Annotated in this window: 17 protein-coding genes and 1 tRNA gene; 4 read left to right on the top strand and 14 right to left on the bottom strand. The window is 65.2% G+C overall.

What is annotated here, in order from left to right:
- Positions 1-58: 58 nt before the first annotated feature.
- The 3 genes from NRG23_RS07835 to NRG23_RS07825 are packed head-to-tail and all read right to left on the bottom strand — an operon-like array spanning position 59 to position 2663.
- Entirely contained in the window at positions 59-1579 is a 1521-nt protein-coding gene (locus NRG23_RS07835; RefSeq protein WP_016703312.1) for an FAD-dependent oxidoreductase, read from the bottom strand.
- A 52-nt stretch (positions 1580-1631) separates the two neighbouring features.
- Positions 1632-2261: a LysE family translocator gene (locus NRG23_RS07830; protein ID WP_257374313.1), complete on the bottom strand. Its 630-nt coding sequence runs from the start codon at positions 2259-2261 to the stop codon at positions 1632-1634.
- A 33-nt stretch (positions 2262-2294) separates the two neighbouring features.
- The gene (locus NRG23_RS07825; RefSeq protein WP_257374312.1) at positions 2295-2663 is read right to left on the bottom strand and encodes a VOC family protein; all 369 of its coding nucleotides are present in this window, start codon (positions 2661-2663) and stop codon (positions 2295-2297) included.
- A 186-nt stretch (positions 2664-2849) separates the two neighbouring features.
- On the opposite strand from NRG23_RS07825, the gene NRG23_RS07820 reads away from it, so the two are divergent.
- A complete protein-coding gene (locus NRG23_RS07820; protein WP_009048241.1) occupies positions 2850-3947 on the top strand; it encodes a DUF1615 domain-containing protein in 1098 nt (365 codons plus the stop codon).
- A 100-nt stretch (positions 3948-4047) separates the two neighbouring features.
- On the opposite strand, the gene NRG23_RS07815 is transcribed toward NRG23_RS07820, so the two are convergent.
- The 10 genes from NRG23_RS07815 to NRG23_RS07770 all read right to left on the bottom strand — a co-directional run bounded on the left by NRG23_RS07815 (position 4048) and on the right by NRG23_RS07770 (position 17659).
- Entirely contained in the window at positions 4048-4488 is a 441-nt protein-coding gene (locus NRG23_RS07815; RefSeq protein ID WP_257374311.1) for a phage infection protein, read from the bottom strand.
- A 132-nt stretch (positions 4489-4620) separates the two neighbouring features.
- Positions 4621-6231 carry an ABC transporter ATP-binding protein gene (locus NRG23_RS07810; protein WP_257374310.1) on the bottom strand — a complete coding sequence of 537 codons (1611 nt, stop codon included), beginning with the start codon at positions 6229-6231 and terminating at the stop codon, positions 4621-4623.
- Between the two features lies 1 nt (position 6232).
- Positions 6233-7255: an ABC transporter permease gene (locus tag NRG23_RS07805; protein WP_028682947.1), complete on the bottom strand. Its 1023-nt coding sequence runs from the start codon at positions 7253-7255 to the stop codon at positions 6233-6235.
- A complete protein-coding gene (locus NRG23_RS07800; protein ID WP_009043169.1) occupies positions 7255-8319 on the bottom strand; it encodes a microcin C ABC transporter permease YejB in 1065 nt (354 codons plus the stop codon). Before NRG23_RS07800 ends, NRG23_RS07805 begins: the two co-directional genes overlap by 1 nt.
- A gap of 1 nt (position 8320) precedes the next feature.
- Positions 8321-10201 (bottom strand): extracellular solute-binding protein, encoded by a 1881-nt coding sequence (locus NRG23_RS07795; protein ID WP_257374309.1) that lies wholly within the window; start codon positions 10199-10201, stop codon positions 8321-8323.
- 135 nt (positions 10202-10336) lie between these two features.
- The gene (locus tag NRG23_RS07790) at positions 10337-13060 is read right to left on the bottom strand and encodes a TonB-dependent receptor (protein ID WP_103331652.1); all 2724 of its coding nucleotides are present in this window, start codon (positions 13058-13060) and stop codon (positions 10337-10339) included.
- A gap of 207 nt (positions 13061-13267) precedes the next feature.
- Positions 13268-13669, bottom strand: a complete 402-nt coding sequence (locus tag NRG23_RS07785; protein WP_009043172.1) for a biopolymer transporter ExbD — start codon at positions 13667-13669, stop codon at positions 13268-13270.
- Positions 13669-14376 (bottom strand): MotA/TolQ/ExbB proton channel family protein, encoded by a 708-nt coding sequence (locus NRG23_RS07780; RefSeq protein WP_009048248.1) that lies wholly within the window; start codon positions 14374-14376, stop codon positions 13669-13671. Before NRG23_RS07780 ends, NRG23_RS07785 begins: the two co-directional genes overlap by 1 nt.
- A gap of 50 nt (positions 14377-14426) precedes the next feature.
- Complete coding sequence (locus NRG23_RS07775) at positions 14427-15248, bottom strand: energy transducer TonB (protein WP_257374308.1); 822 nt, start codon at positions 15246-15248, stop codon at positions 14427-14429.
- Between the two features lie 1622 nt (positions 15249-16870).
- The gene (locus tag NRG23_RS07770; RefSeq protein WP_009048250.1) at positions 16871-17659 is read right to left on the bottom strand and encodes a DUF4349 domain-containing protein; all 789 of its coding nucleotides are present in this window, start codon (positions 17657-17659) and stop codon (positions 16871-16873) included.
- Between the two features lie 218 nt (positions 17660-17877).
- Between NRG23_RS07770 and NRG23_RS07765 the strand changes: the two genes are divergently transcribed.
- The gene (locus NRG23_RS07765) at positions 17878-18291 is read left to right on the top strand and encodes a PaaI family thioesterase (RefSeq protein WP_009048251.1); all 414 of its coding nucleotides are present in this window, start codon (positions 17878-17880) and stop codon (positions 18289-18291) included.
- A gap of 167 nt (positions 18292-18458) precedes the next feature.
- Here NRG23_RS07765 and rtcR read toward each other — a convergent pair whose 3' ends face one another.
- Positions 18459-20066 (bottom strand): RNA repair transcriptional activator RtcR, encoded by a 1608-nt coding sequence (gene rtcR, locus NRG23_RS07760; RefSeq protein ID WP_257374307.1) that lies wholly within the window; start codon positions 20064-20066, stop codon positions 18459-18461.
- A gap of 204 nt (positions 20067-20270) precedes the next feature.
- On the opposite strand from rtcR, the gene NRG23_RS07755 reads away from it, so the two are divergent.
- Entirely contained in the window at positions 20271-21821 is a 1551-nt protein-coding gene (locus NRG23_RS07755; RefSeq protein WP_257374305.1) for an RNA-binding protein, read from the top strand.
- 433 nt (positions 21822-22254) lie between these two features.
- A tRNA-OTHER gene (locus tag NRG23_RS07750) sits at positions 22255-22391 on the top strand.
- Positions 22392-22511: the final 120 nt, after the last annotated feature.

The following is a 22511-nucleotide window of genomic DNA, read 5'->3' as shown; positions in this document are numbered from 1 at the left end:
TCAGCTCTGACACCGCAAAAAATCCCTGCTACCCAGTCGACTGCGGCCGCAACACAAATCACAACGCAATCTTGCGCTCCTCGAAATACCGCTCCATGACCTTCGGGTCCGCCGATTTTTCCGCCAGCGCCACATAAGTGTCCGGCCGCAGCAGGTAGAAGCCGTTGCGCGCCAGGCCGGCGGCCTGGTGCGCCGGTTCCCAGTCGAACACCGTCAGCGGCAGTTGCCGCTCGGCGCACCAGGCGCGCAGGGCGTCGCTGGTGACGCCGTACACATGCACCTGCCACCCCAGGTGGTCGAGGCTGGCGAAATTGTCGGTGACGGCGCCGTGGGCCCAGGGCAGGCGATCGCCGCCGTGGACATGGCCGGCGCTGCCGCAGCTCAGGGGCATGTCGCGGTAGTTGAGGGTGATCTGCGACACCGTGCGGAACAGGAACTCGCGCGCCGCTTCCACCGCGGTCACCTTGGGAATCAGCAGCGGCGCCAGGCGGGTGCGCAGCAGGTTGGCGATCGGCCCGTCGGCGGTGACGAAGCTGAACACCCGGTCGGTGGTGGCCACCAGGCGCCGGGCGAATTCGATGCGTTCGAACTCATAGGTCGCCAGCAGGTGCTCCTCGGCCTTGCCGCTGAGCACCGCGGCGAGTTTCCAGGCCAGGTTGATGGCATCGCCGATCCCGGTGTTCATGCCCTGGCCGCCGGCCGGGCTGTGCACGTGGGCGGCGTCGCCAAGCAGGAAGGCGCGGCCGTTGAAAAAGCGCTCGGCCACCCGGTGATGCACGCGGTAGGTGGAGAACCAGTTGACCCGGTCGACCTGGACCTTGAGGTTGTCCATGGCGCGCCGGCTGACGTCCTCGAATTTCAAGGTCTCCGCCTGTTCGGCGCGTTCGTCGCGCACCGTGCCGATCAGCCGTGCCCGGCCTTCGCCGGCCAGCGGAAAGACCGCGAGGAAATCCGCCTCGTCGAGGTCGACGTGCAGTTCGCCATTGAGCGCCGGCCCCCGGGCGTCGACATCCGCCACATAAAACACCTGCTGATAGGTACCGCCGGGAAAGTCGATGCCCAAGGTTTTGCGCACCGTCGAATGGGCGCCGTCGCAGCCGGCCAGGTAGAAGGCCTGGCAGGTTTCCTCCTGGCCGTCGGCGCCGCGCAGCTGGGCGCTGATCAGGTGGCCGTGGTCGGTGAAGCTCAGCAGTTCGGTCTGGCGCTCGACCGTCACGCCGAAACGCTGCAGGCGCTCGATCAGTAATTGCTCGTGCTGGTCCTGCGGGTAGATTTCCAGGAAGGGGTAGGGGGTCAGGTCCGCACCGATGCTGCTCAGGGGTAGGTGGGCGGCCTGTTCGCCCTTGACCCAGAGGTTGGCGGCCGGCACCCGGTGACCCTGGTCGAGGATGGCCTGGGTCAGGTCCAACTGGCGGTACAGCTCAAGGGTCCGCGCCTGCACCGCCAGGGCCCGGGAGGTGGTGCCGGGGCCGGCGGTCTGGTCGAGGATGCGCACCTTGACCCCCTGCCGGCTCAGCCACAGCGCCAGAACCAGCCCGGTGGGGCCGGCGCCAATGATCAGTACGTCGCTGCGGTTCATGTCCTTGCCCTCGTCGAGAGATCAATGTCATGCCGGTGTTGCGTACAACGGTTCAGCGCTGGGCGAACGCCAGGTTCAGGCCCAGGGCGGCGAAGCTGGCGGCAAAGCTGCGGCGCAGCCAGTTCTGCACCTGGGGCGACTCGATCACCGCCTTGCGGAACAGGTTGGCCAGCAGGCCGTAGACCACGAACACGGCGAAGGTCATCGCCATGAACACGCCGCTCAGGCCGAGCATCTGCATGGCCGGCGACGGGCCGTCGTGGCTGATGAACTGCGGCAGGAAGGCCAGGAAGAAAATCGTCAGCTTGGGGTTGAGGATGTTCAGCAGGCAGGCCTTGAGCACCAGGCCGTCGGCACTGGCGGCGGGAGCGCTGGTGTCGACGGCGAAGGCCGAACGGTCGCGCCAGGTGGCGTAGGCCAGGTACAGCAGGTAGGCGACCCCGGCGTGCTTCAAACCCTGGAAAGCCAGGCCCTGGAAGGCCAGCGCGCTGGTGTGCAGGATGGCCGACAGGCCCAGCACCGAGGCCAGCAGGTGCGGGACTATCCCGGCGGTGCAGCCGATGGCGGTGAACAGGCTGGCGCGCTTGCCGGCCACCAGCGCCGTGGAAATGGTCAGGATCACGCCGCTGCCAGGGATCAGCACGACAATCAGCGAGGTGATGAGAAAATCCAGTGAGAGCATGGCGCAGGGGACTCCAGGGCAGGTAAAGGAGGCTCAGGTCTGGCTGAACACTTCCAGCAGGTGGCCGTCGGGGTCATCAAAATACACCCGGCGAGCGCTTTCATGGCGGTTGATTTCGTTTGGGCGCTGCTTGCCCGGATCGGCCCAGAACGCCAGGCCGCGCTGGCGAATACGCTGCAGTATCGGCTCGAAGTCGTCGGCGGCGACCAGAAAGGCATAGTGCTGGGACGCGATGGGCGGGTCGTTGTCGTAGTAATCCAGGGACACGCCGTTATCCAGCTGCACCACCAGCATCGGGCCGAAGGGCGTGGGCGGTGGCAGGCCGAGCAGTTGCACGAGAAAATCCGCCGAACGTCGCTTGTCGCGGCACCAGACGATGGTGTGGTTGAGTTGCACGCTCATGATGGGCCCCGCCTGTTGTTTTTCTGTGGGCGATGAGGTTTCAGATTAGGTGAAATTCGCCGTCGGTCACGGGGAATGCTCAAATGGTTCGTCGCCGGTACGGAACAGCGCGGCGCCTTGAGGGTCGATATCCGCGGCGACGCGCTTCCCTCGGGCGCGGGCCACCTTCGGAATTACTGGGAAGCCATGTCTATAAAACCTCTGCATTCACTTCGCTGGGCCGCTGTCGCGGCCTCGCTGGCCCTGGCCGGTTGTGCCGGCCAGCTCGGTTCAAAGGCGCCGGCGCCAAGCCCGGCGCAGGTCCAGGCCCAGGTCGCCCGCCTGCTGCCGGCCAAGGTCGCCGATCGCCAGGGCTGGGCCCGGGATATCCAGGTGGCCTTTACCGCCCAGGGCATCGAGCCGAGCAAGAGCAACCTCTGCGCAGTGCTGGCGGTGGCCGAGCAGGAGTCCACCTATCAGGTCGACCCGCCGGTGCCGGGGCTGGGCAAGATCGCCCGCAGCGAAATCGACCGCCGCGCGGCCAAGGTGCATGTGCCGTCGATGCTGGTCAGCGCGGCGCTGCAGGTGAGTTCGCCGAACGGCAAGTCCTACAGCGAGCGCCTGGCCGGGGCGCGCACGGAGAAGGAGCTGAGCACGATCTTCGACGACTTCATCGGCAGCGTGCCCATGGGCAAGACCCTGTTCGGCGGCTTCAACCCGGTGCACACCGGCGGGCCGATGCAGGTCAGCATCGACTTCGCCGAGCAGCAGGCGCGCAATTACCCCTACAGCGTGGACGGCTCGATCCGCCGCGAGGTGTTCAGCCGGCGCGGCGGCATGTACTTCGGCATCGCCCACCTGCTCGGTTACCCGGTGAATTACCCGCAGCCGCTGTACCGCTTCGCCGACTTCAACGCCGGCTGGTACGCCAGCCGCAATGCCGCGTTCCAGAACGCCCTGAGCGTGGCCTCGGGGATTTCCCTGGCGCTGGACGGCGACCTGATCCGCTACGACTCGATCATGCCCGGCAGCACCGAGCTGGCGGCGCGCGCCCTGGGCAAATCCCTGGACATGCGCAATCCGACCATTCGCAACCAGCTGGAGAAGGGCAACAGCCTCGAATTCGAGGACACCAAGCTGTACAAGCGGGTATTCGCCCTGGCCGATCAGGCCCAGGGCAAGGCGTTGCCGCGGCAGATCCTGCCGGGCATCCAGCTGAAGAGCCCGAAGATCACCCGCAAACTGACCACCGCCTGGTTCGCCAAACGGGTGGATGAGCGTTATCAGCGCTGCATGGCCAGGTGAGCAGGGTGATAGCGATCGATCGGGGAATCCCGATGCCCTGAAATGAAAAAAGCCCGGCTGTTTAGGCCGGGCTTTTTTTCGAGTACTGCGGACCGCGCAATCATACGGCGCGACGCTCGATCAGACGGTCGGAGCCACCTTCGGCTACACGGCGTTCGATCAAACGATCGGAACCACCTTCGGCAACGCGACGTTCGATCAGGCGGTCGGAGCCACCTTCGACAACGCGGCGTTCGATCAGACGGTCAGCACCACCTTCAGCGACGCGGCGTTCGATCAAGCGATCGGAACCACCTTCGGCAACGCGACGTTCGATCAGGCGATCGGAGCCACCTTCGGCTACACGGCGTTCGATCAGACGATCGGAACCACCTTCAGCTACACGACGTTCGATCAAGCGATCAGCGCCACCTTCGGCGACACGTTTTTCAATCAGGCGATCCGAGCCGCCTTCGGCGACTACCGGGTAGGCCGAGGACGCGGCAAAAGCGTTTGCTGCAAGAACCGAGAAAGCGATGCTGAGAAGAATTTGGCGTTTCATGGTGGTGTGCTCCGGGGTGTTGTTGGTTGGTATGGAGCAGATGTTACGCGGAGGATTTTTTTTGAGAATTTCATTGGGTCGATGGTGACCATCGACGCCAATGATAGCTGCGCCAACCCCCGGAACAGAGCCTCAGGCCGGTTCTTCGCAGGCCTGCGGCGGGCTCCATTGCAGCCCCGAAGCCTGCAACAGTTCCCGGGTATAGGGGTGTTGCGGCGCGCTGAATATCGCCCGCGACGGCCCCTGTTCCACCACCTTGCCGTCCTTGATCACGATCAGGTCGTGGGCCAGGGCGTGGACCACCGCCAGGTCGTGGCTGATGAACAGGTAGGTCAGGCCGTGGCGTACCTGCAACTCCCGCAGCAGCTGGACCACCTGCTTCTGTACGGTGCGGTCGAGGGCCGAGGTGGGTTCGTCCAGCAGGATCAGCGCCGGCTCCAGCACCAGGGCGCGGGCGATGGCGATGCGCTGGCGCTGGCCGCCGGAAAATTCGTGGGGGTAGCGGTGGCGGCTCTGCGGGTCGAGGCCGACTTCCTCGAGCACGCGGATCACCGCCGCCTCGCGTTCCTCGGCGGTGCCGATGCCGTGGGTCAGCAGGCCCTCGGCGATGATCTGCTGCACCGACATGCGCGGGCTGAGGCTGCCGAAGGGGTCCTGGAATACCACCTGCAGTTGCCGACGCAAGGGGCGCATCAGGCGCTGGTTGAGGATGCTCAGCTCCTTGTTGCCGAAGCGGATGCCACCCTCGGACTCCACCAGCCGCAGGATCGCCTGGCCAAGGGTGGACTTACCCGAGCCGGACTCGCCGACGATGCCCAGGGTCTTGCCCCGGTGCAGGCTCAGGCTGACGCCGTCCACCGCCTTGATGTAGTCGCGCTGGCGGCTGAACAGGCCCTTGGGCAGGGGAAACCAGACCTTGAGTTCACTCACTTCCAGCAGATTGTGCGAGTAGGCGCTGGGCACCGGGGCGCCGCTGGGCTCGGCTTCGATCAGCAAGCGGCTGTAGGGATGCCGCGGGGCGCGAAACAGTGCCTCGCACTCGGCCTGCTCGACGATCTCGCCCTGGCGCATCACGCACACCCGCTGGGCGATGCGCCGCACCAGGTTGAGGTCGTGGCTGATCAGCAGCAGCGACATGCCCAGGCGTTGCTGCAACGCGATCAGCAGTTCGAGGATCTTGCGCTGCACCGTCACATCCAGCGCTGTGGTCGGCTCGTCGGCGATCAACAGCTCCGGCTCGTTGGCCAGGGCCATGGCGATCATCACCCGCTGGCGCTGGCCGCCGGACAGCTGGTGCGGGTAGGCCTTGAGGCGTTTGTGCGGCTCGCCGATGCCCACCAGCTCCAGCAGTTCCAGGGTTCGCACCCGGGCCGCGCGACCGCGCAGGCCCTTGTGCACGTCCAGCACTTCGCCGATCTGTTTCTCCACCGTGTGCAGCGGGTTCAGCGAGGTCATGGGCTCCTGGAAGATCATTGCGATGCGGTTGCCGCGCAGGGTGCGCAACTGGGCGTCGCTGGCCTGCACCAGGTCCAGGCCGGCGTAGCGGATGCTGCCCTGGGTCTGCACCTTCTGCGCCGGTAGCAGGCGCAGGATCGAGTGGGCGGTCACCGACTTGCCCGAGCCGGACTCGCCCACCAGGGCCAGGCATTCGCCGCGGCGGATATCCAGGTCCAGGCCATGGACCACTTCGGTGCCGGCGAAGGCCACCTTGAGGTTGCGGATTTCAATCAGGTTGTCGTGCATGTCAGCTCCGGGGATCAAAGGCGTCGCGGCAGGCTTCGCCGATAAACACCAGCAACGAGAGAATCAGCGCCAGGGCGAAAAACGCCGTCAGGCCCAGCCAGGGGGCTTGCAGGTTGCGCTTGGCCTGGCCGATCAGTTCGCCCAGGGAGGCGGTGCCGGCGGGCATGCCGAAGCCGAGAAAATCCAGGGCGGTGAGGGTGGCGATGGCGCCGGTGAGAATGAACGGCAGGTAGGTCAGGGTGGAGGTCATGGCGTTGGGCAGGATGTGCCGGCGCATCAGCTCGCCGTCGCTCAGGCCCAGGGCCCGCGCGGCCTTGACGTACTCCAGGCTGCGCCCGCGCAGGAACTCGGCGCGCACCACGTCCACCAGGGCCAGCCAGGAGAACAGCGCCATGATCCCCAGTAGCCACCAGAAGCTCGGCGAGACGAACCCCGAGAGAATGATCAGCAGGTACAGCACCGGCAGCCCCGACCAGATTTCCAGCAGGCGTTGCCCCAACAAGTCGACCCAGCCGCCGTAATAACCCTGCAGGGCGCCGGCGGTGATGCCGATCAGCGCGCTGATGGCGGTCAGCACCAGGGCAAACAGGATCGACACCCGGGTGCCGAAGATCACCCGCGCCAGCACGTCCCGGGCCTGGTCGTCGGTGCCCAGCCAGTTCTGCGCCGAGGGCGGGCTGGGCGCCGGTTGCGCCAGGTCGTAGTTGACCGTGTCGTAGCTGAAGGGGATCGGCGGGAACAGCATCCAGCCGCCCTGGCCCTCGATCAGTTCGTGCACGTAGCTGCTGGCATAGTCCGGCTGGAACGGCAGTTCGCCGCCGAACTCGGTTTCGTCGTAGTCGCTGAGGATCGGGAAATACCAGGCGCCGTGATAGCGGATGACCAGGGGCTTGTCGTTGGCGATCAGTTCGCCGCCCAGGCAGACCAGGCACAGGCCGATAAACAGCCACAGCGACCAGCGACCCCGGCGGTTGGCCTTGAAGTGTTCGATGCGGCGACGGCCCAGGGGAGAGAGTGTGAACATCAGGCAGTCCTCGCCGAGAAGTCGATGCGCGGATCGACCAGGCTGTAGCACAGGTCGCCGATCAGCTTGATCAGCAGGCCGAACAGGGTGAACAGGAACAGCGCGCCGAACACCACCGGGTAGTCCCGCGACACCGCCGCCTCGTAGCTCATGCGCCCGAGGCCATCGAGGTTGAAGAGGGTCTCGATCAGCAGCGAGCCGGCGAAGAACACCTCGATCAGCGCCGTGGGAATGCCGGCGATCACCAGCAGCATGGCGTTGCGGAACACATGGCCGTAGAGCACCCGGCGTTCGCTCAGGCCCTTGGCCCGGGCGGTGACCACGTACTGGCGGCTGATCTCGTTGAGGAAGCTGTTCTTGGTCAGCAGGGTCAGGGTGGCGAAGCCGCCGATCACCAGGGCCGACACCGGCAGCACCAGGTGCCACAGGTAGTCGCCGACCTTGGCCAGGGGCCCGAGGCTGGCGAAGTTGTCCGAGACCAGGCCCTGCACCGGGAACCAGTCCAGGTAGCTGCCGCCGGCGAACACCACGATCAGCAGGATGGCGAACAGGAACGCCGGCATGGCGTAGCCGAGGACGATGGCGCTGCTGGTCCAGGCATCGAATGCGCTGCCGTTGCGGATCGCCTTGCGCACCCCCAGGGGGATCGACACCAGGTAGGTGATCAGGGTCGCCCACAGGCCGAGGGACAGCGAGGTCGGCAGCTTCTGCAGGATCAGGTCGGTGACCTTGGCCCCGCGAAAGAAGCTGTTGCCGAAGTCCAGTTGCGCGTAGTTCTTCAGCATCAGCCACAGGCGCTGGTGCATCGGCTTGTCGAAGCCGTAGTGGTGCTTGATCTCCTCGATCAGCGCCGGGTCCAGGCCCCGGCTGCTGCGTCCACCGCCGCCCACTGCGGCAACCTCGGCGCCACCGCCCATGGCATGCCCGCCGAAGCCTTGCAGGCGGGCGATGGCCTGTTCCACCGGGCCGCCGGGCGCGGCCTGGACGATCAGGAAGTTGACCACCAGGATGCACAGCAGGGTGGGGATGATCAGCAGCAGGCGACGACTCAGGTAACGGCCCATGTCAGTGCGCCCCCACGGTGCCGCGCAGGGCGCTCATCTGGCTGGCGGTCAGGGCCTTGGGGTTGACCTCCCACCAGGTGTTCAGGCCCTCGTCGTAGATCGGCGCGATGGCCGGCCGGCCGAAACGGTTCTGGAACACCGTGGGCGTGCCCTTGGAGTAGTAATTGGGAATCATGTATTGGCCCCATTGCAGCACCCGGTCCAGGGCCCGGGCGTAATGCACCATCTCGTCGCGGCTATTGGCCTGGACCAGGCCGTCGATCAGGCGGTCCACCGCCGGGTTGGCCAGCACCATGGCGTTGGAGCTGCCGACCTGGGTCGCGCTTTGCGAGCCGTACAGGCTGTACAGCTCGCGACCCGGGGAGACGATGGGGTCGCCGCTGCGGGGGAAACTGGTGACGATCATGTCGTAGTCCCGGGCGTTGAGCAGGTTGATGTACTGCGCCGAATCGATGCGCCGCAGGTTGAGGGTGATGCCGATCTGCGCCAGGGTGCGTTTGTACGGCAGCAGCATGCGGTCGAAGCCGCCTTGGCCATCGAGAAAGGTGAACTCCAGCGGCTCGCCGGCGGCGTTCACCAGGCGGTTATTGCGGGGTGTCCAGCCGGCCTCGGCCAGCAGGCGCAGGGCCTGCAGCTGCTTATCGCGGATGCGACCGCTGCCGTCGGTCTGCGGGGCCCGGTAGACCTGGCTGAAGACTTCGTCGGGGATCTGCCCGCGCAAGGGTTCGAGGATCTCCCGCTCGCGGGCATCCGGCAGGGCGCTGGCGGCCATTTCGCTTTTCGGCCAGTAGCTCTGCTGGCGCACGTAGAAGCCGCGCATCATCTGCTTGTTGGTCCACTCGAAATCCCACAGCAGGGTCAGCGCCTGGCGCACCCGGCGGTCGTGGAACACCGGCCTTTGCAGGTTGAACACAAAGCCCTGGGCGGCGGTGGACTTGTCCGGCGCGAGGATCGCCTGTTGCAGGCGGCCGTCGCGCAGGGCCGGGCTGTCGTAGCCGACCACATAACCGGACGAGGAAAACTCGCGGTTGTAGTCGAAGGCGCCGGCCTGCAGCAGCTGGCGGGCGACGTCGGTGTCGCCGTAGAAGTTCACCGTCAGGCTGTCGAAGTTATACATGCCGCGGCTGACCGGCAGGTCCCTGGCCCACCAGTTCGGATCGCGTTCGAAGCTGATGCTGCGCCCGGCGTCGACCTTGCCGACCTTGTATGGCCCGCTGCCCAGGGGCGGCTCGAAGCCGCCGCCGTTGGCGAAGTCGCGGCTCTTCCACCAGTGTTCGGGCAGCACGCGCAGGGTCGCCAGGTCCAGGGCCAGGGTGCGGTTGAGGTTGTTCTTGAAGTCGAAGCGTACCTGCCCGGGGCCTTCGATCACCACGTCCCGCACGTCGCCGTACTGCTGGCGATAGCTCAGGCTGCCCTTGCTCAGCAGCAGCTCGAAGGTGTAGCGCACGTCTTGCGCGGTGATCGGCGTGCCATCGGCGAAGCGCGCCCTGGGGTCGAGGTAGAAGCGCACCCACAGGCCGTCGGGGTCGCGCTCCATGCGTTCGGCCACCAGCCCGTAGACGGTGTAGGGCTCGTCCAGGGAACGAAAGGCCAGGGGCGAATACACCCAGTCGTTGACCTGGGCCACCGCGATGCCCTGATCGGCATAGGGGGTGATGTAGTTGAACTGGCCGATCTCCATCGAGGCGCGGCTCAGGGAGCCGCCCTTGGGCGCATCGGGGTTGACGTAGTCGAAGTGCTGGAAGCCCGGCGGGTACTTCGGCGGTTCGCCATAGACCGTCATGGCATAGCTGCCGTGGGCGGCGGCCAGGGCCTCGGCGGCGGCGCCAAGCAGCGCGGTGGCCAGCGCCAGCCTGGCCAGGGTGCGAGTCAGTGCAGACATGATCGAAAGGTTCCTCGTGATGCCGGAAAGCCTGGGGCGGCAGGGCGAAAAGACCCACGGCGGCGGGCCGCCATGGGGTGCGAATTCGCAATGCGGCCGGGGCCGGCCGGAGTCTTGCGCGGCCCCGGCGGTGACTCAGAAGTGGTACGTCATGCGCGCGAACAGGGTGCGGCCCAGCGGGTCGGTGTAACGGGGGTCGTAGCCGCTCTGGAAGTTGTAGGCCTGGTTGGAGAACGGTGGGTCGCGGTCGAAGACGTTCTTCACCCCGGCGTCGACGTCCAGCACCTTGTCGAAGGTGTAGCCGGCCGCCAGGTCCCACACCGAGTACGAGGCCACGCGGGCATTGGTGGTGCGGTCGTAGTCGTTGTAGCCGGTGGTGAAGCGGTTGCTCAGCGAGGCCCGCGCCGCGCCCAGGGTCCAGGTGCCGGTGAGGTTGTGTTTCCAGCGGGCGATCACGCCATCGCCCTCGAAGTCGCCGACCTTGTCGGTGAACGGCCCCTTGATGGTGCTCTGGAAGTCGTAGCTCTTGACGTAGGTGCCTTGCAGCCCGAGGCCGAACTGGCCGTAGGGGGTATTGGGGAAACGGTAGTCCAGGGATACGTCGACACCGTTGGTTTCGACTATGCCCAGGTTGGCGTTGCCGGTGACGATGTAGTTCAGCGAACCGTCGGCGTTGCGCACGAAGCGGTCGGCATAGGCGCCGGACTGGTCGAACACCGTGGATTCGGGGAACGGCTGGATCTGGTTGGAGATGTGAATCCACCAGAAGTCCAGGCCCACCGACAGGTCGCGGATTGGCTGGTAGACGAAGCCCAGGGTCACGTTGCGGGCCTTTTCCGGCGCCAGGTCGGTGTTGCCGCCGATCTGGTTGAGGAACTGCTGGCCGCAGTCGCGCCCGCCGTTGCCGCCGGGCTGTACCACACCGCCGGTACAGAGCACCGGGTCGTTGTAGTAGCCCTGGGTGTAGGTGATGCTGCGCGGCGCATACAGCTCGTACAGCGACGGCGCGCGGAAGCCTTCGCTGTAGGCGCCGCGCACTACCAGCTCCTTGAGCGGCTGGTAGCGGAACGAGTATTTCGGGTTGGTGGTGCTGCCGAAGTCGCTGTATTTGTCGTGGCGGATGGCGACGGACAGCTCCAGGCTGTCGAGCACCGGTACGTTCAGTTCGGCGTAGGCCGCCCTGACACTGCGATTGCCCTCGACGCTACCGGACGGGTCGATGCCCAGGCTCTGGATGTCGCCGGCGAACTCTTCGTAGTCCTGGTGGAATTTCTCCTTGCGGTACTCGCCGCCCAGGGCCAGGCCGGAGGGCCCGGCACCGAACCAGTCGCCGATCTCGCGGCTGACGCGCCCATCGAAACCGACCACTCGACCGACTGCCGTGGAGTAGGCGCCGTGGTAGGCCGCCTGCTCGATGTAGTCCTGGCCAGCCTGGGTCTGCGGGCCGAACGGGTTGAGCAGGCCGCTGGCCAGGCCGGCGATCATCGCGCGGTCGCTGACGTAGCCGTTGGTGACGCTGGAGACCACCTTGTTCTGGTTGTAGGAGGCACCGAGGTTGTAGTCCCAGCCGGCCACCAGGCCGTCGAAGCTCAGGACGAAGCGCTGGCTGGTGTTCTGGTCCTTGGATTCCCGGGCACCGGCGGCGGTTTCACGCCAGTTCACGCCGATCGGCTGGCTCGGGTCGAGGCTGAAGCCGGTCGGCGCCGGGGTGATGCCGTTGCCCGGGTAGTAGGGCGAGGAAGCGTCCAGGCTCAGGCCGGTGAGGGGCGCCGGGCCGACCGCCGTGGCGTTGTTGTTGCGCGACCAGAAGTACTCCAGGTTGACGTTGTGATCGTCCGCCAGCTTGGCGGTGCTCTTGCCGAAGAACGAGGTCTTTTCGGTCTCCGGCACCAGGTCGATGTACTCGCGGGTACTGAAGCGGCACAGGCCCTGGCGGGCAATCAGGTTCGGCCCGTTGCAGTTGCTGCCGGCCAGCGGGTTGGTGGCGTTGTCGCCCTGGGTGTAATTGCCCGGAAAGGCCGTGCCCGAGGTCTGGTCGAGGCCGCGGCCGGGGCGGTAGTCGGTGGCGAAGGAGCGGTCGTTGGCGTCGAGGTTCTGCTGCTTGTTGTAGTTGAACACCCCGAGCACGTTGAAGCGGTCTTCTTCCAGGTCGCCGAAGCCCCAGCTGGCGCTCATATCCTTGCTCGCACCGCCGCCGCTGTGGGTCGGGGTTTCGCCGCCCAGGGTCAGTTGGCCGTCGGTCAGGGATTTCTTGGTGATGAAGTTGATCACACCGCCGATGGCGTCGGTGCCGTAGAGGGCCGAGGCGCCGTCGCGCAGCACTTCGACGCGGTCGATGGCGGCGAAGGGGATCATGTTCAGGTCCACCGCGCCGCCGGCCGAGTTGGTGCCCGACAACGCGTTGTTGGCCAGGCGTCGGCCGTTGAGCAGCACCAGGGTCTTGTTGGCGCCGATGCCGCGCATGTCGGCGAAGGAGGCGCCGCCGGTGGCGGCTCCCACTGAGCCGGCGCTGTTGTTGATCGACTGGCTGCCGGTGATGCGCTGCACCAGTTCGGCGGTGGTGCTCACCCCCTGTTTGCGCAGCTCTTCGGCGCGCAGGATGGTGATCGGTACCGCGGTTTCGGCATCGACCCGGCGGATCGCCGAACCTGTCACTTCGACCCGTTGCAGCTGGGTGGTGGGCGCCACGGCCGCGGCACTGGTGGCCGGGACGGCGGCGCTGCTGTCAGCGTCCTCTTCGGCGGCGTGCGCGGTGCCGGCGCCCAGGCCCATGGCCATCAGGTACAGCGGGACAAAACGGTGCCGTTGCAGCGTGGTCACCAGTGGCTTGAGCGTGAAACGTGGAATGTTCATCAGCATGATTACTTCCGACTCTTTCAGACGTTTATCGAAATGGCCTTGTGGGCCCTCATTGCTCCGGCTGGGTTGTACCGACCCCGGAAAACCACTTTCTTCAAGCAAGCCGATCCCCTCCGCAGGCGCGTGGCGTCTTGCGGTCGGCCGATTGCGACGGGATTCCTGGAAGCAGTGCCTGGCGCGTCTCTCAGGGGGCGCCAGGCACTGCCTTCATCGGGTGGTCATCACGGATATCCTGGTGATCCCCGAACGTTCGATGGAGGCCATGGCCTTGGCCACCTGGCCGTAGTTGACGGCGGCATCGGCCTGCAGCTGCACGCGCACCTCGCTGTCCTTGGCCTTGACTTCCTTGAGGCTGCTTTCCAGCAGCTCGGGGGCCACTTCGGACTTGGCCAGGTAGAACTTGCCGTCCTGGTCGACGCTGACCACCACCGGGTCTTTCTTCTCGGCGGGGGCCACGGCGTCGGTCTTCGGCAGGTTGACCTTGATCGCGTTGGTCATCAGCGGGGCGGTGACGATGAACACCACCAGCAGCACCAGCATCACGTCCACCAGGGGCGTGACGTTCATTTCACTGAGTACTTCGTCGCTGTCTTGAGTGGAGAAGGACATCAGCTGGCCTCCCGTACGGCGTGGGCGGTCTTGCTGGCGATGGCCTGGCGGCTGATGGCGAAGGCGCTGCGCTGGGCCAGGGCGTCGAAGTCATGGGCGAAGTCGTCCATGCTGGCCGAGGCCAGCTTCAGGCGGCGCAGGAAGAAGTTGTAGATCAGCACCGCCGGCACGGCGACGGCGATGCCCACGCCGGTGGCGATCAACGCATGGCCGATCGGTCCGGCCACGGTTTCCAGGCTGGCCGAACCGCTGGCGCCGATGCTCTGCAGGGCCTCCATGATCCCCCAGACCGTACCGAACAGGCCGATGAAGGGCGCGGTGCTGCCGATACTGGCGAGCACCGCCTGGCCGCTTTCCAGGGCCCGGCGTTCCTTCTGGATCTGCTGGCGCAGATTGCGCTCCAGGCGGTCGGCGCGGTTGATGGTGTGGGCCAGTTGCTGGGTGGTGCGCGGCGACTCCTCCACCAGCAGGGCTTCGAAACCGCTGCTGGCGATGCGCGCCAGGGAGCCGGGGTACTGGCTGGCGTGTTCGGCGGCGGTGAGCAGGTCCGGGGCGCTCCAGAAGGCTTTGCTGAACTGCCGGTTCTGGGTCTTCTGCCGCAGGTACTGCGCCGACTTGACCAGCAGCAGTGCCCAGCTGACCACGGAAAACAGCACCAGGGCCCAGAGCACGCCGGGGACAATCAGGGATGTCAGGGAATCGTTCATGGCTACACCTCGCATGCGTAAACAGGTTGTGAGTTCGGGTCAGGCCGCGGTCATTGCGGCAATTTGAAATCGATGGTCTGGGTGGCGAAGCCTTCGATCGGCGTGTCGCCGCGCTTGGCCGGGATGAATTTCCAGTTCTTCACCGCGGCCACGGCGGCCTCGTCCAGTTGCGGCTTGCCGCTGGAACGGGTGACTTCCACGCTGCCGGCGCGGCCGTTGGGCAGCACCTTGATGCGCAGCACCACCGTGCCTTCCCAGTTGCGGCGCAGGGCCAGGGACGGGTATTCCGGCGGCGGGTTGCCGAGGCTGGCCAGGCCGGAAACCGCCGCCGATTCCTTGACCGGCCCGGGGGCCGCGGCAGGCGCCGGAGCGGCGGCCGGCTGGCTGGGCGCTGTGGGCGCGGCCGGTGGCGCGGGAGCGGGTGGCGCCGGCGTTTTCGGTGGTTCGGGCTTTTTCACCGGCTTGGGTTTTTCGACCGGTTTGGGCTTTTCGATGGGCTTGGGTTTCTCCACCGGCTTGGGCGGCGGCTTGAGTGCGTCTTCGTCTTTCACCGGTTGCTCGGGTTCGGGCGGCGGCGGAGGCGGCGGGGGTTCCGGGGTGGGCGGCGCGGGCGGGGTCGGGCTGCTCAGCTCGACGGTCATTTCCGGGATTTCCGGGGGCGTTTCCAGTGGCGCGGCGCGGGTCTGCTGGAAGAACCACCAGGCGCCACCATGGAGCAGGGCCGAGACCGTCACCAGCAACAGCACCTGACGCTTGCTCAGGCCTCCGGGTTTCGATGCATTGCCCTTATAAGGACGGCCCCGCGCAACCTGGACGACGGCTTCATCGCCCAAGGGCCTCGGCAGGGTTCTGTTCTTTACCGCATCGTTCATTAAAGCTCCCTCGGTTGGATGAAGGGCAATAAGGCACCGTTCGAACATTGGCTGGAATATTCGAAAGACGGGTTTAACTTTTTCAAGGGTGAGCAAAAGCCGATAGTTGAACTATCCAGTTGAACGGCCTTGTGCAAACGAGTGGCTTAACGCCTTCGGCTTAGATTGTTCATTACCACTCCCTGGAACATTGTTATGGGATGAGCCGGTGTTTGTAGTGCACCTGTCTCGTACTCGTTACATATAGCAACCGCTATGCCAGATTGTGTCGCTTGTTATGCAATTGGCGACGGCCCGTAGTGCATGTCGCATTTATATAAATTTGCGAGAAAAACTGGCGCGACAATATAGATTCGGTACTTCGAAAAGTTGACCTTTAATATTTTATGGGGGCGAGCCAGCCTGCCCTGGGTTATCCGATTTTCAGCCGGAAACAGGGATGATCAATAGCGTGGCCAACGCACTAAAAAGTGTCTGGCGAATTGATTTGGTGCAAATAAACAGTGACTAGTTGGTCATTGTCTGGAGGTCCTTGATCTTGTTGTTCTCTGGGCTCTGTGTAGCGCTTCTGCAGCCTTTGGTGGCCTGCTTCGTGGGCATCTTGAGTCTCTATGGCGCGCTCGCCAGCCCGCCCTGGAACTGGGCGGTGGCGGACGTCTTATTAGCCTGTTGAGGTATAAATAATTAACCGGTACGTACATTGAGTATCTGTAAATAGTGCTCTGCTCATTATCAAATGGCCGATGCGTTGATGTTGAATTGCCTTATTGTCTGACAATGCTTTGACCATCCACTTTTAACGCGCCTTGGAGCGTTTGTTTATTGTCGAATACGCAACGATGGGAACACGACTTTCGCTCGGTGAAATGTCGCCGAGTGCAAAGTAAAGTGGTTGCTTAGTGGTTTAGAAACAGTCGACGGCCGATCTTGTCGAGGCTTCTTCCGTCGACGCTACTTGAACAGTGGCGAGACCGGGCAGGGGGCGAATGCGTGTGTCGGGATACAGTGGACAGTACCCGGGAAGACTGGCTTGGATATCGGTAGCGGGACAGGGTCGGCGTTAAAACGGTCGCGATCGCCAGCCTGGAAGTTGTCCTGTCGACTGGAGTAGGGGGCATTAGCAGACGCTGGCCCAGGCAGCGCCGGGTAGCGTGCGCAAGGTCGACCGTTGATGACGCGCAGGGCGCGAGGGCCGGTCCGGGCAGGGCTGCCGGACGAGGCGGAACCAGGGGCGAAACGGTGGAGCCAATAGCGGAAAACGCCGGTGAACATGACTGCACATCGCACATGAGACTTCCTTATCGCCAGTCTCAGCTCAACGAGCTTTTGGCTCGCCGTCTGCACTTTATAGGGACGCGGATAGCGTCCGATGATTGCTATTGGTGCGGGTAGGCACCGTCGATGCGGCTCTTCTGGTGGGTCGATTCGCAAGCTGCAGGTGCATGGGAAAAACGTGCCAGTTTCAGGTACGTTCGTGCAGTTTTCTTCGTCAGTGCTCGCCAGGCCTTGTTTAGCGGGGCTTGGCGGTGGGCAGGGGATGCTGGTGAGGCGAGGCTGATCGTGCCCATGAAAAAGCCCGGCACATCAGGCCGGGCTTCTCGGGTTTTGCAGAGTGCTGCGATTCAACGGCGGCGCACGAACCGGCGCCACAGCCAGACCCAGATCATCACCAGCGGGAAGGCCAGGATCAGGAACGGCAGCACGTAGCTGCCTTTCTCCAGGGCTTCGGCGGTGCCGTAGGCGAGGTTGTCCAGCAGGTTGTCGAAGGCCCGTTGCAATTTCGAACCGCGCTGGCTGCTGTCGGTGGGCACGAAGTTCAGGGTCAGGCGGTTGGTGTCGAGCCGCCGCTGGTGCCCGGCGGCGGCCTGGGCCAGGGCTTGCAGGTCGTTCTCGATGCTCGCCTGTTCCTTGCTCAGGGCGATCAGGTCGCTGACGGTGATGTCCTTGCGCGCCGCCAGCTGGTCGAGGCGTTGCTGCTGGGCCTTGAGCCGTTCCTGCTGGCGCTGCACGTCGGCCACGGCGTCGGCCAGGTCTTCGGCGCTGGTGATGCGTTCGCCGATTTCGGCGCCCTGGGCGGCCAGCGCGACTATCGGTTCGACGCCGTCGGGCACGATGCGCAGGATCACCTGGGCGTGATACTGGCCTTGTTGCAGGCGCAGGATATTGCAGGCGCCGAATTTGGCGTTTTCGCAGGCTTCGCGGGTGGCGGCCAGGCGCGGTGCGATCTGCGCCGAGGGTAGCGACAGGCTCAGCTCGTGTTCGTAGGCCAGTTGCGCACCGGCCTTGCCCTGGGCACCGCCGACCGCCACCGAGGACGAACGATCGCTGGGGGAACAGGCGGCCAGCAGGGTGCTGAGCAGCAGCACGGCGAGGCTGCGCAGCGGGGTGGGGGTGTCGTCCTGAGGGTGCATGGTCGCTCCTTGAAATAAATGATCGTGCCCGGGGCTGGCGGGACGGCTGCGTATCTTATCGTCGATTGCCTCATGAGGGGCGAGGATGTGGTGTCGCCGCGGCTTATCGCCAGGGATTTGCCGGATGGATACGGCTGGGCGCGGGTGCTGCTTCGGGGTACACCTCGGGGGCCGATGACCCGCACCCCGGTCATCACCATCGGCAACGGAGACCCGCCATGAGCACGCCCGAGTTACCCGAAGGTTATGCCCCCTTGTCCCGCAGCAGCCCGTTGCTGGAGCTGATCGGCCCGGTGTATTGCCGTGGCAGTGGCCTGCAGCTGGAGATCGGCCTGCGCGCCGACAGCCGTCACGCCAACGGGCGTGGCACCGTGCACGGCGGCATCCTCGCCACCCTGGCCGATATCGGCATGGGCTACGCCATGGCCTTTGCCAGTGACCCACCGCTGCCGCTGATCACCGCCAGCATGCACCTGGACTACCTCGGTGCGGTGCAGGTCGGCGAGTGGATCGACGTGCGCCTGGAGCACTCCAAGCGCGGCCGGCAGATGGCCTTTGCCACCGTCACCCTGCAGGTCGGCGAACGGGTGGTGGCCAGGGCCAACGCGGTGTTCGCGGTGCCGGGCGGCTGAGGGCAGGTGTGGGGGGGGGCGCTTTTGCGAGCGCTGCGCGCTCGATCGCAGGCTTCGCCAGCGGCTACCGGGGAAGCGATCTGTGCCGTTGGCGGGAGGGGCCGTGGGCTTGTGTAGCCGCTGCCGCAGGCTGCGATCGAGCGCGCAGCGCTCGCAGGCAACCCCTCTTAGTCCGCTGGTGCAACCATCTGCTTCCACTCCAGGCCGAAGCGCGCCAGGTACTTGCGCAGGCGGTCGGCGTCATTGGGCTGGGCCTTGGTCTGGCGGGACACGCCAAACAGCTTGCGTCCGGCATCGGACAGGCTGTCGGCCTGGCGACAGACTTCGAGCACCGCCTGTAGTTGCAGGCGGTCGAACAGGTCGAGTTCGGCTGTGTCGCCCAGCAGGCTGGCCAACGGATCCTGCGCCTGGCTCAAGCCCCAGGCATAACGGAGCCGCTCGATTTCTTCCTCGGCCTGGGCTTCGTCGATGCGCCCGCTGTCGGCCAGGGTGGCCATGCGGGTGATGGACGCCGACAGCTCGCGGAAGTTGCCCAGCCACGCCGCCTCGCTGGAGCTGGCAAACGCCAGGTAGCGCCGCCGCGCCTCGAGGTTGAAGCGCACCAGGCGCCCTTGTTCCCGGGCGTGGCGCTCCAGTTCGAAATCGATGTTCGGCTCGATGTCCTCGCGCCGCCCGGCGAGCCCCGGCAGGTTGAAGGTCCAGAGGTTGATCCGCGCATACAGGTCCTCGCGGAACAGGCCCTGGGCGACCCGGCCGCGCAGGTCGCGGTGGGTGCCGGCGATGATCAGGAAGTCGCTGTCCACTTCCTTGTCCGAGCCCATGGGGAAGAAGCGTTTTTCCTCGATGGCCTTGAGCAGCATCGCCTGTTCGTCGAGCCCCAGCTCGCCGATCTCGTCGAGAAACAGCATGCCGCCGTCCGCCGCCCGCAACAGGCCGTCGCGGGCGTTCTGGGCGCCGGTGAAGGCGCCCTTGATATGCCCGAACAGCGCCGACATGGCGCCGTCGCCGCGCAGGGTGGCGCAGTTGACCTCGACAAAACGCCCCTGGACCTGATGCCGGCCGCGCTTGAGCTCATAGATGCGCCGGGCCAGGAACGACTTGCCGGCACCGGTGGGGCCGATCAGCAGCATCGGCGCCCTGGAGCGCACAGCGACACGTTCGATCTGTTCGATGGAGCGGTTGAACGCGGCATTGCGGGTGGCGATCCCGGACTTGAGGAAGGCCAGGCCCTCCAGGCGCTTGCCGGCGAAGCGCGAGGCGATGCGGTCGTAGCGCGACAGGTCGAGGTCGATCAGGGCATGGGTGCCGGTGGCGTGCTGCTCCGGGTCGCGGCGCCGCGCCGGGGAGGTCTGGATCAGCCGCGCCGGCAGGTAGCGCGCCTCGGTCAGCAGGAACCAGCAGATCTGCGCCACGTGGGTCCCGGTGGTGATGTGCACCAGGTACTCCTCGCGCTCGGTGTCGAACGGGTAGGCGCTGGTGAAGTCGTGCAGGGCGCCGTACACCTCTTCGAAATCCCAGGGGTTCTTCAGGCCCATGGGGTGCAGGCGCACCGTGGTTTGCGGCGACACCTGGCGAATGTCGTTGGCCACCCGCTCGGCCAGGCTGACGTCCCGGGCGTCGACACCGTGGATCAGTTCCAGGCGATTAATCAGCACGTCCTGCTGCTGGCACAGGCCGACACTGGGGCGCCAGTGGCTCCAGCGGTTGGCGCCCTTGCCGACGCGATCGAGGGTGGAACCGACAAAACCTATGGCGACCGTGGGCTTGCCTGACATACTTATACCTGAAGATAAAAAGCGATAAACAAAGATATAAAATTATCGACAGCTTTGTCTCGAAGACTTGCAGAGGAAAAATGATTTAAAAATAAAATAGTTATAAATCAATAAGTTAAAAAATAATTCGCAGGAAAAAATAAAACTGGCACAGCGGCTGCAATCTCTCTGGCAACGAACAAGACAACAGAGCGAGACGCCAAGATGGCCAACTTCCAGCTGTTCAACACCCAACAGGCAAAAGCGCCGGCGAGCAACACCCGGAACGCTGCCCAGGCCCCGGCCTATGCCTACAACGCCAAGCACCGCCTGGCCCAACTGGCGGTGACCGGTTGCCTGAACTCGACCTTCTACACCTCGCCTGAAGGTCAGCTGGACGCGGTGCTGCAGCTGGTGAGCGAAGTCGACAGCCGTTTCGTCGCCCAGGCCGCGCGTTACGCTCGGCAGCAGGGTCATATGAAAGACATGCCGGCCTTGCTGCTGGCGGCGTTGACCGCGCAACGCTCGGCCCTGGTGCCGGAGCTGTTTGCCCAGGTGGTGGACAACGGCAAGATGCTGCGCAACTTCGTGCAGATCCTGCGCAGTGGGGCGACCGGGCGCAGATCCCTGGGGTCGCAGCCCAAGCGCCTGGTGCAGAACTGGTTGAACAGCGCCAGCGAACGCCAGCTGTTGCAGGCCTCGGTGGGTAACCAGCCGTCGCTGGCGGACGTGGTCAAGATGGTTCACCCCAAGCCAAGCGAGGCCTGGCGCGCAGCCTTCTTCGCCTGGTTGATCGGCAAGCCGGTGGATGCGCAGGCGCTGCCCGAGCTGACCCGCGCCTTGCTGGCGTTTCGCAGCGGTGCGACCACGGCGGTGCCGCAGGTGCCGTTCCAGTTGCTCGGCAACGAAACCCTGAGCCGCGAGCAATGGGCCGAACAGGCGCACAATATGGGCTGGCAGGGGCTGCGCATGAACCTCAACACCTTGGCCCGCCATGGCGCGTTCCAGGTGCCGGGTTGCACCGAGTATGTGGCGGTGCGGCTGGCGGATGCCGCCGAAGTGGCCAAGGCCCGGGTCTACCCGTACCAGTTGTTGGCGGCCTACCGCATGGCCGGGGACGAAGTGCCGCAACAGGTTCGCGAGGCGTTGCAGGATGCCCTGGAGCTGTCGCTGGCCAACGTGCCGGCGCTGCAAGGCGCGGTGGTGGTGTGCCCGGATGTCTCGGGGTCGATGCACAGCCCGGTCACCGGTTATCGCCAGGGCGCCACCACGGCGGTGCGCTGCATCGATGTGGCGGCGCTGGTGGCGGCAGCGGTGTTGCGCAAGCAGCCGGCGGCGCGGGTCATGCCGTTCGAGGTCGGGGTGGTGGATATTCGCCTCAACCCGCGGGACAGCGTGATGAGCAATGCGCAGAAACTGGCGGCCATCGGCGGTGGCGGGACCAACTGCTCGGCGCCCCTGGCACAACTGGCCAACGCCAAGTGCAAGGTGGACACCCTGATCCTGGTCTCGGACAACGAGTCGTGGATCGATGCGCGGCGCCATGGGGCGACTGAAACCCTGCGCCAGTGGGAGCGGATCAAGGCCATCAACCCGCAGGCGCGGCTGGTGTGCATCGATATGCAGCCCGGGGCCACCACCCAGGCGCCGGACCGCGAGGACATCCTCAACGTCGGCGGCTTCAGTGACGCGGTGTTCGATGTGATCCAGCAGTTCACCGCGGGCAACTACGGTGCGCAGCACTGGGTCGAGGCGATCGAGGCGATGGCGCCCTGATCGGCAAGACATGAGATAAACCGTGCGCCGCTCACCCGGCGCACGCCGAAGAATTTTTGTTCATTGGCCCCGAATGCCGCTGTGACTACATCCAAAGACGTCCCAGCAGATTTAGTCAGGGCCTGTGAAGGCACGAATGCCAGTGGCTGTACATCCTGGTGATGCCGGTTCGATTCCGGCGATCAGTCACTTCTTTTGTCGTGCCACCTTTTTTGCAGTTTCAGCGACGAATGCTGATGGAACTACATCCCAGATTCGTGATGCGGGTTCGAGTCCCGCCGGTGCCTGGAAAGGCGCCGTAGTTCAACGGTCAGAACACGAGTGCACGGTTTCATCGACCCTTGTCGTCGCAGGTTTTTCTCCCGCCCGAGCGGGATGGCAGCGAATGCCACAGGTACTACAAGGTGTCGCGGGTTCGAGTCCCGCCAGCCGCAAGGCTGTAGCTCAGTCGGTAGAGCAAATGTGCCTGTTCTCTTGTCGCTGCCCGCAGGCCCGGCCTGCACCGATTGACCCGGCGAATGCCGGTGGAACTACAGGGCAGCGTGGTCGCGGGTTCGATTCCCGCCAACCGCAAGGGGCTAGCTCAGTGGTAGAGCGCGCTGCATGTTTCACCTTCACTGGTCGCCGTTTATGCCGGACCACCGGCCACCGAACAAGGTCGGATTTTCGACCACAGAAAAAAGAGTCAGG

The sequence above is a fragment of the Pseudomonas sp. T8 genome, from assembly GCF_024610635.1.
In the GTDB taxonomy this organism is placed as follows: domain Bacteria; phylum Pseudomonadota; class Gammaproteobacteria; order Pseudomonadales; family Pseudomonadaceae; genus Aquipseudomonas; species Aquipseudomonas chlororaphis_I.
Note: the sequence above shows the minus strand (reverse complement) of the source record. Positions and strands in the feature narration are given on the sequence as shown.

Excerpts from the sequence above, each read along its gene's own strand:
- NRG23_RS07835 (WP_016703312.1), bottom strand. The coding sequence starts at position 1,579 with ATGAACCGCAGCGACGTACTGATCATTGGCGCCGGCCCCACCGGGCTG.
- NRG23_RS07830 (WP_257374313.1), bottom strand. The coding sequence starts at position 2,261 with ATGCTCTCACTGGATTTTCTCATCACCTCGCTGATTGTCGTGCTGATC.
- NRG23_RS07825 (WP_257374312.1), bottom strand. The coding sequence starts at position 2,663 with ATGAGCGTGCAACTCAACCACACCATCGTCTGGTGCCGCGACAAGCGA.
- NRG23_RS07820 (WP_009048241.1), top strand. The coding sequence starts at position 2,850 with ATGTCTATAAAACCTCTGCATTCACTTCGCTGGGCCGCTGTCGCGGCC.
- NRG23_RS07815 (WP_257374311.1), bottom strand. The coding sequence starts at position 4,488 with ATGAAACGCCAAATTCTTCTCAGCATCGCTTTCTCGGTTCTTGCAGCA.
- NRG23_RS07810 (WP_257374310.1), bottom strand. The coding sequence starts at position 6,231 with ATGCACGACAACCTGATTGAAATCCGCAACCTCAAGGTGGCCTTCGCC.
- NRG23_RS07805 (WP_028682947.1), bottom strand. The coding sequence starts at position 7,255 with ATGTTCACACTCTCTCCCCTGGGCCGTCGCCGCATCGAACACTTCAAG.
- NRG23_RS07800 (WP_009043169.1), bottom strand. The coding sequence starts at position 8,319 with ATGGGCCGTTACCTGAGTCGTCGCCTGCTGCTGATCATCCCCACCCTG.
- NRG23_RS07795 (WP_257374309.1), bottom strand. The coding sequence starts at position 10,201 with ATGTCTGCACTGACTCGCACCCTGGCCAGGCTGGCGCTGGCCACCGCG.
- NRG23_RS07790 (WP_103331652.1), bottom strand. The coding sequence starts at position 13,060 with ATGCTGATGAACATTCCACGTTTCACGCTCAAGCCACTGGTGACCACG.
- NRG23_RS07785 (WP_009043172.1), bottom strand. The coding sequence starts at position 13,669 with ATGTCCTTCTCCACTCAAGACAGCGACGAAGTACTCAGTGAAATGAAC.
- NRG23_RS07780 (WP_009048248.1), bottom strand. The coding sequence starts at position 14,376 with ATGAACGATTCCCTGACATCCCTGATTGTCCCCGGCGTGCTCTGGGCC.
- NRG23_RS07775 (WP_257374308.1), bottom strand. The coding sequence starts at position 15,248 with ATGAACGATGCGGTAAAGAACAGAACCCTGCCGAGGCCCTTGGGCGAT.
- NRG23_RS07770 (WP_009048250.1), bottom strand. The coding sequence starts at position 17,659 with ATGCACCCTCAGGACGACACCCCCACCCCGCTGCGCAGCCTCGCCGTG.
- NRG23_RS07765 (WP_009048251.1), top strand. The coding sequence starts at position 17,878 with ATGAGCACGCCCGAGTTACCCGAAGGTTATGCCCCCTTGTCCCGCAGC.
- rtcR (WP_257374307.1), bottom strand. The coding sequence starts at position 20,066 with ATGTCAGGCAAGCCCACGGTCGCCATAGGTTTTGTCGGTTCCACCCTC.
- NRG23_RS07755 (WP_257374305.1), top strand. The coding sequence starts at position 20,271 with ATGGCCAACTTCCAGCTGTTCAACACCCAACAGGCAAAAGCGCCGGCG.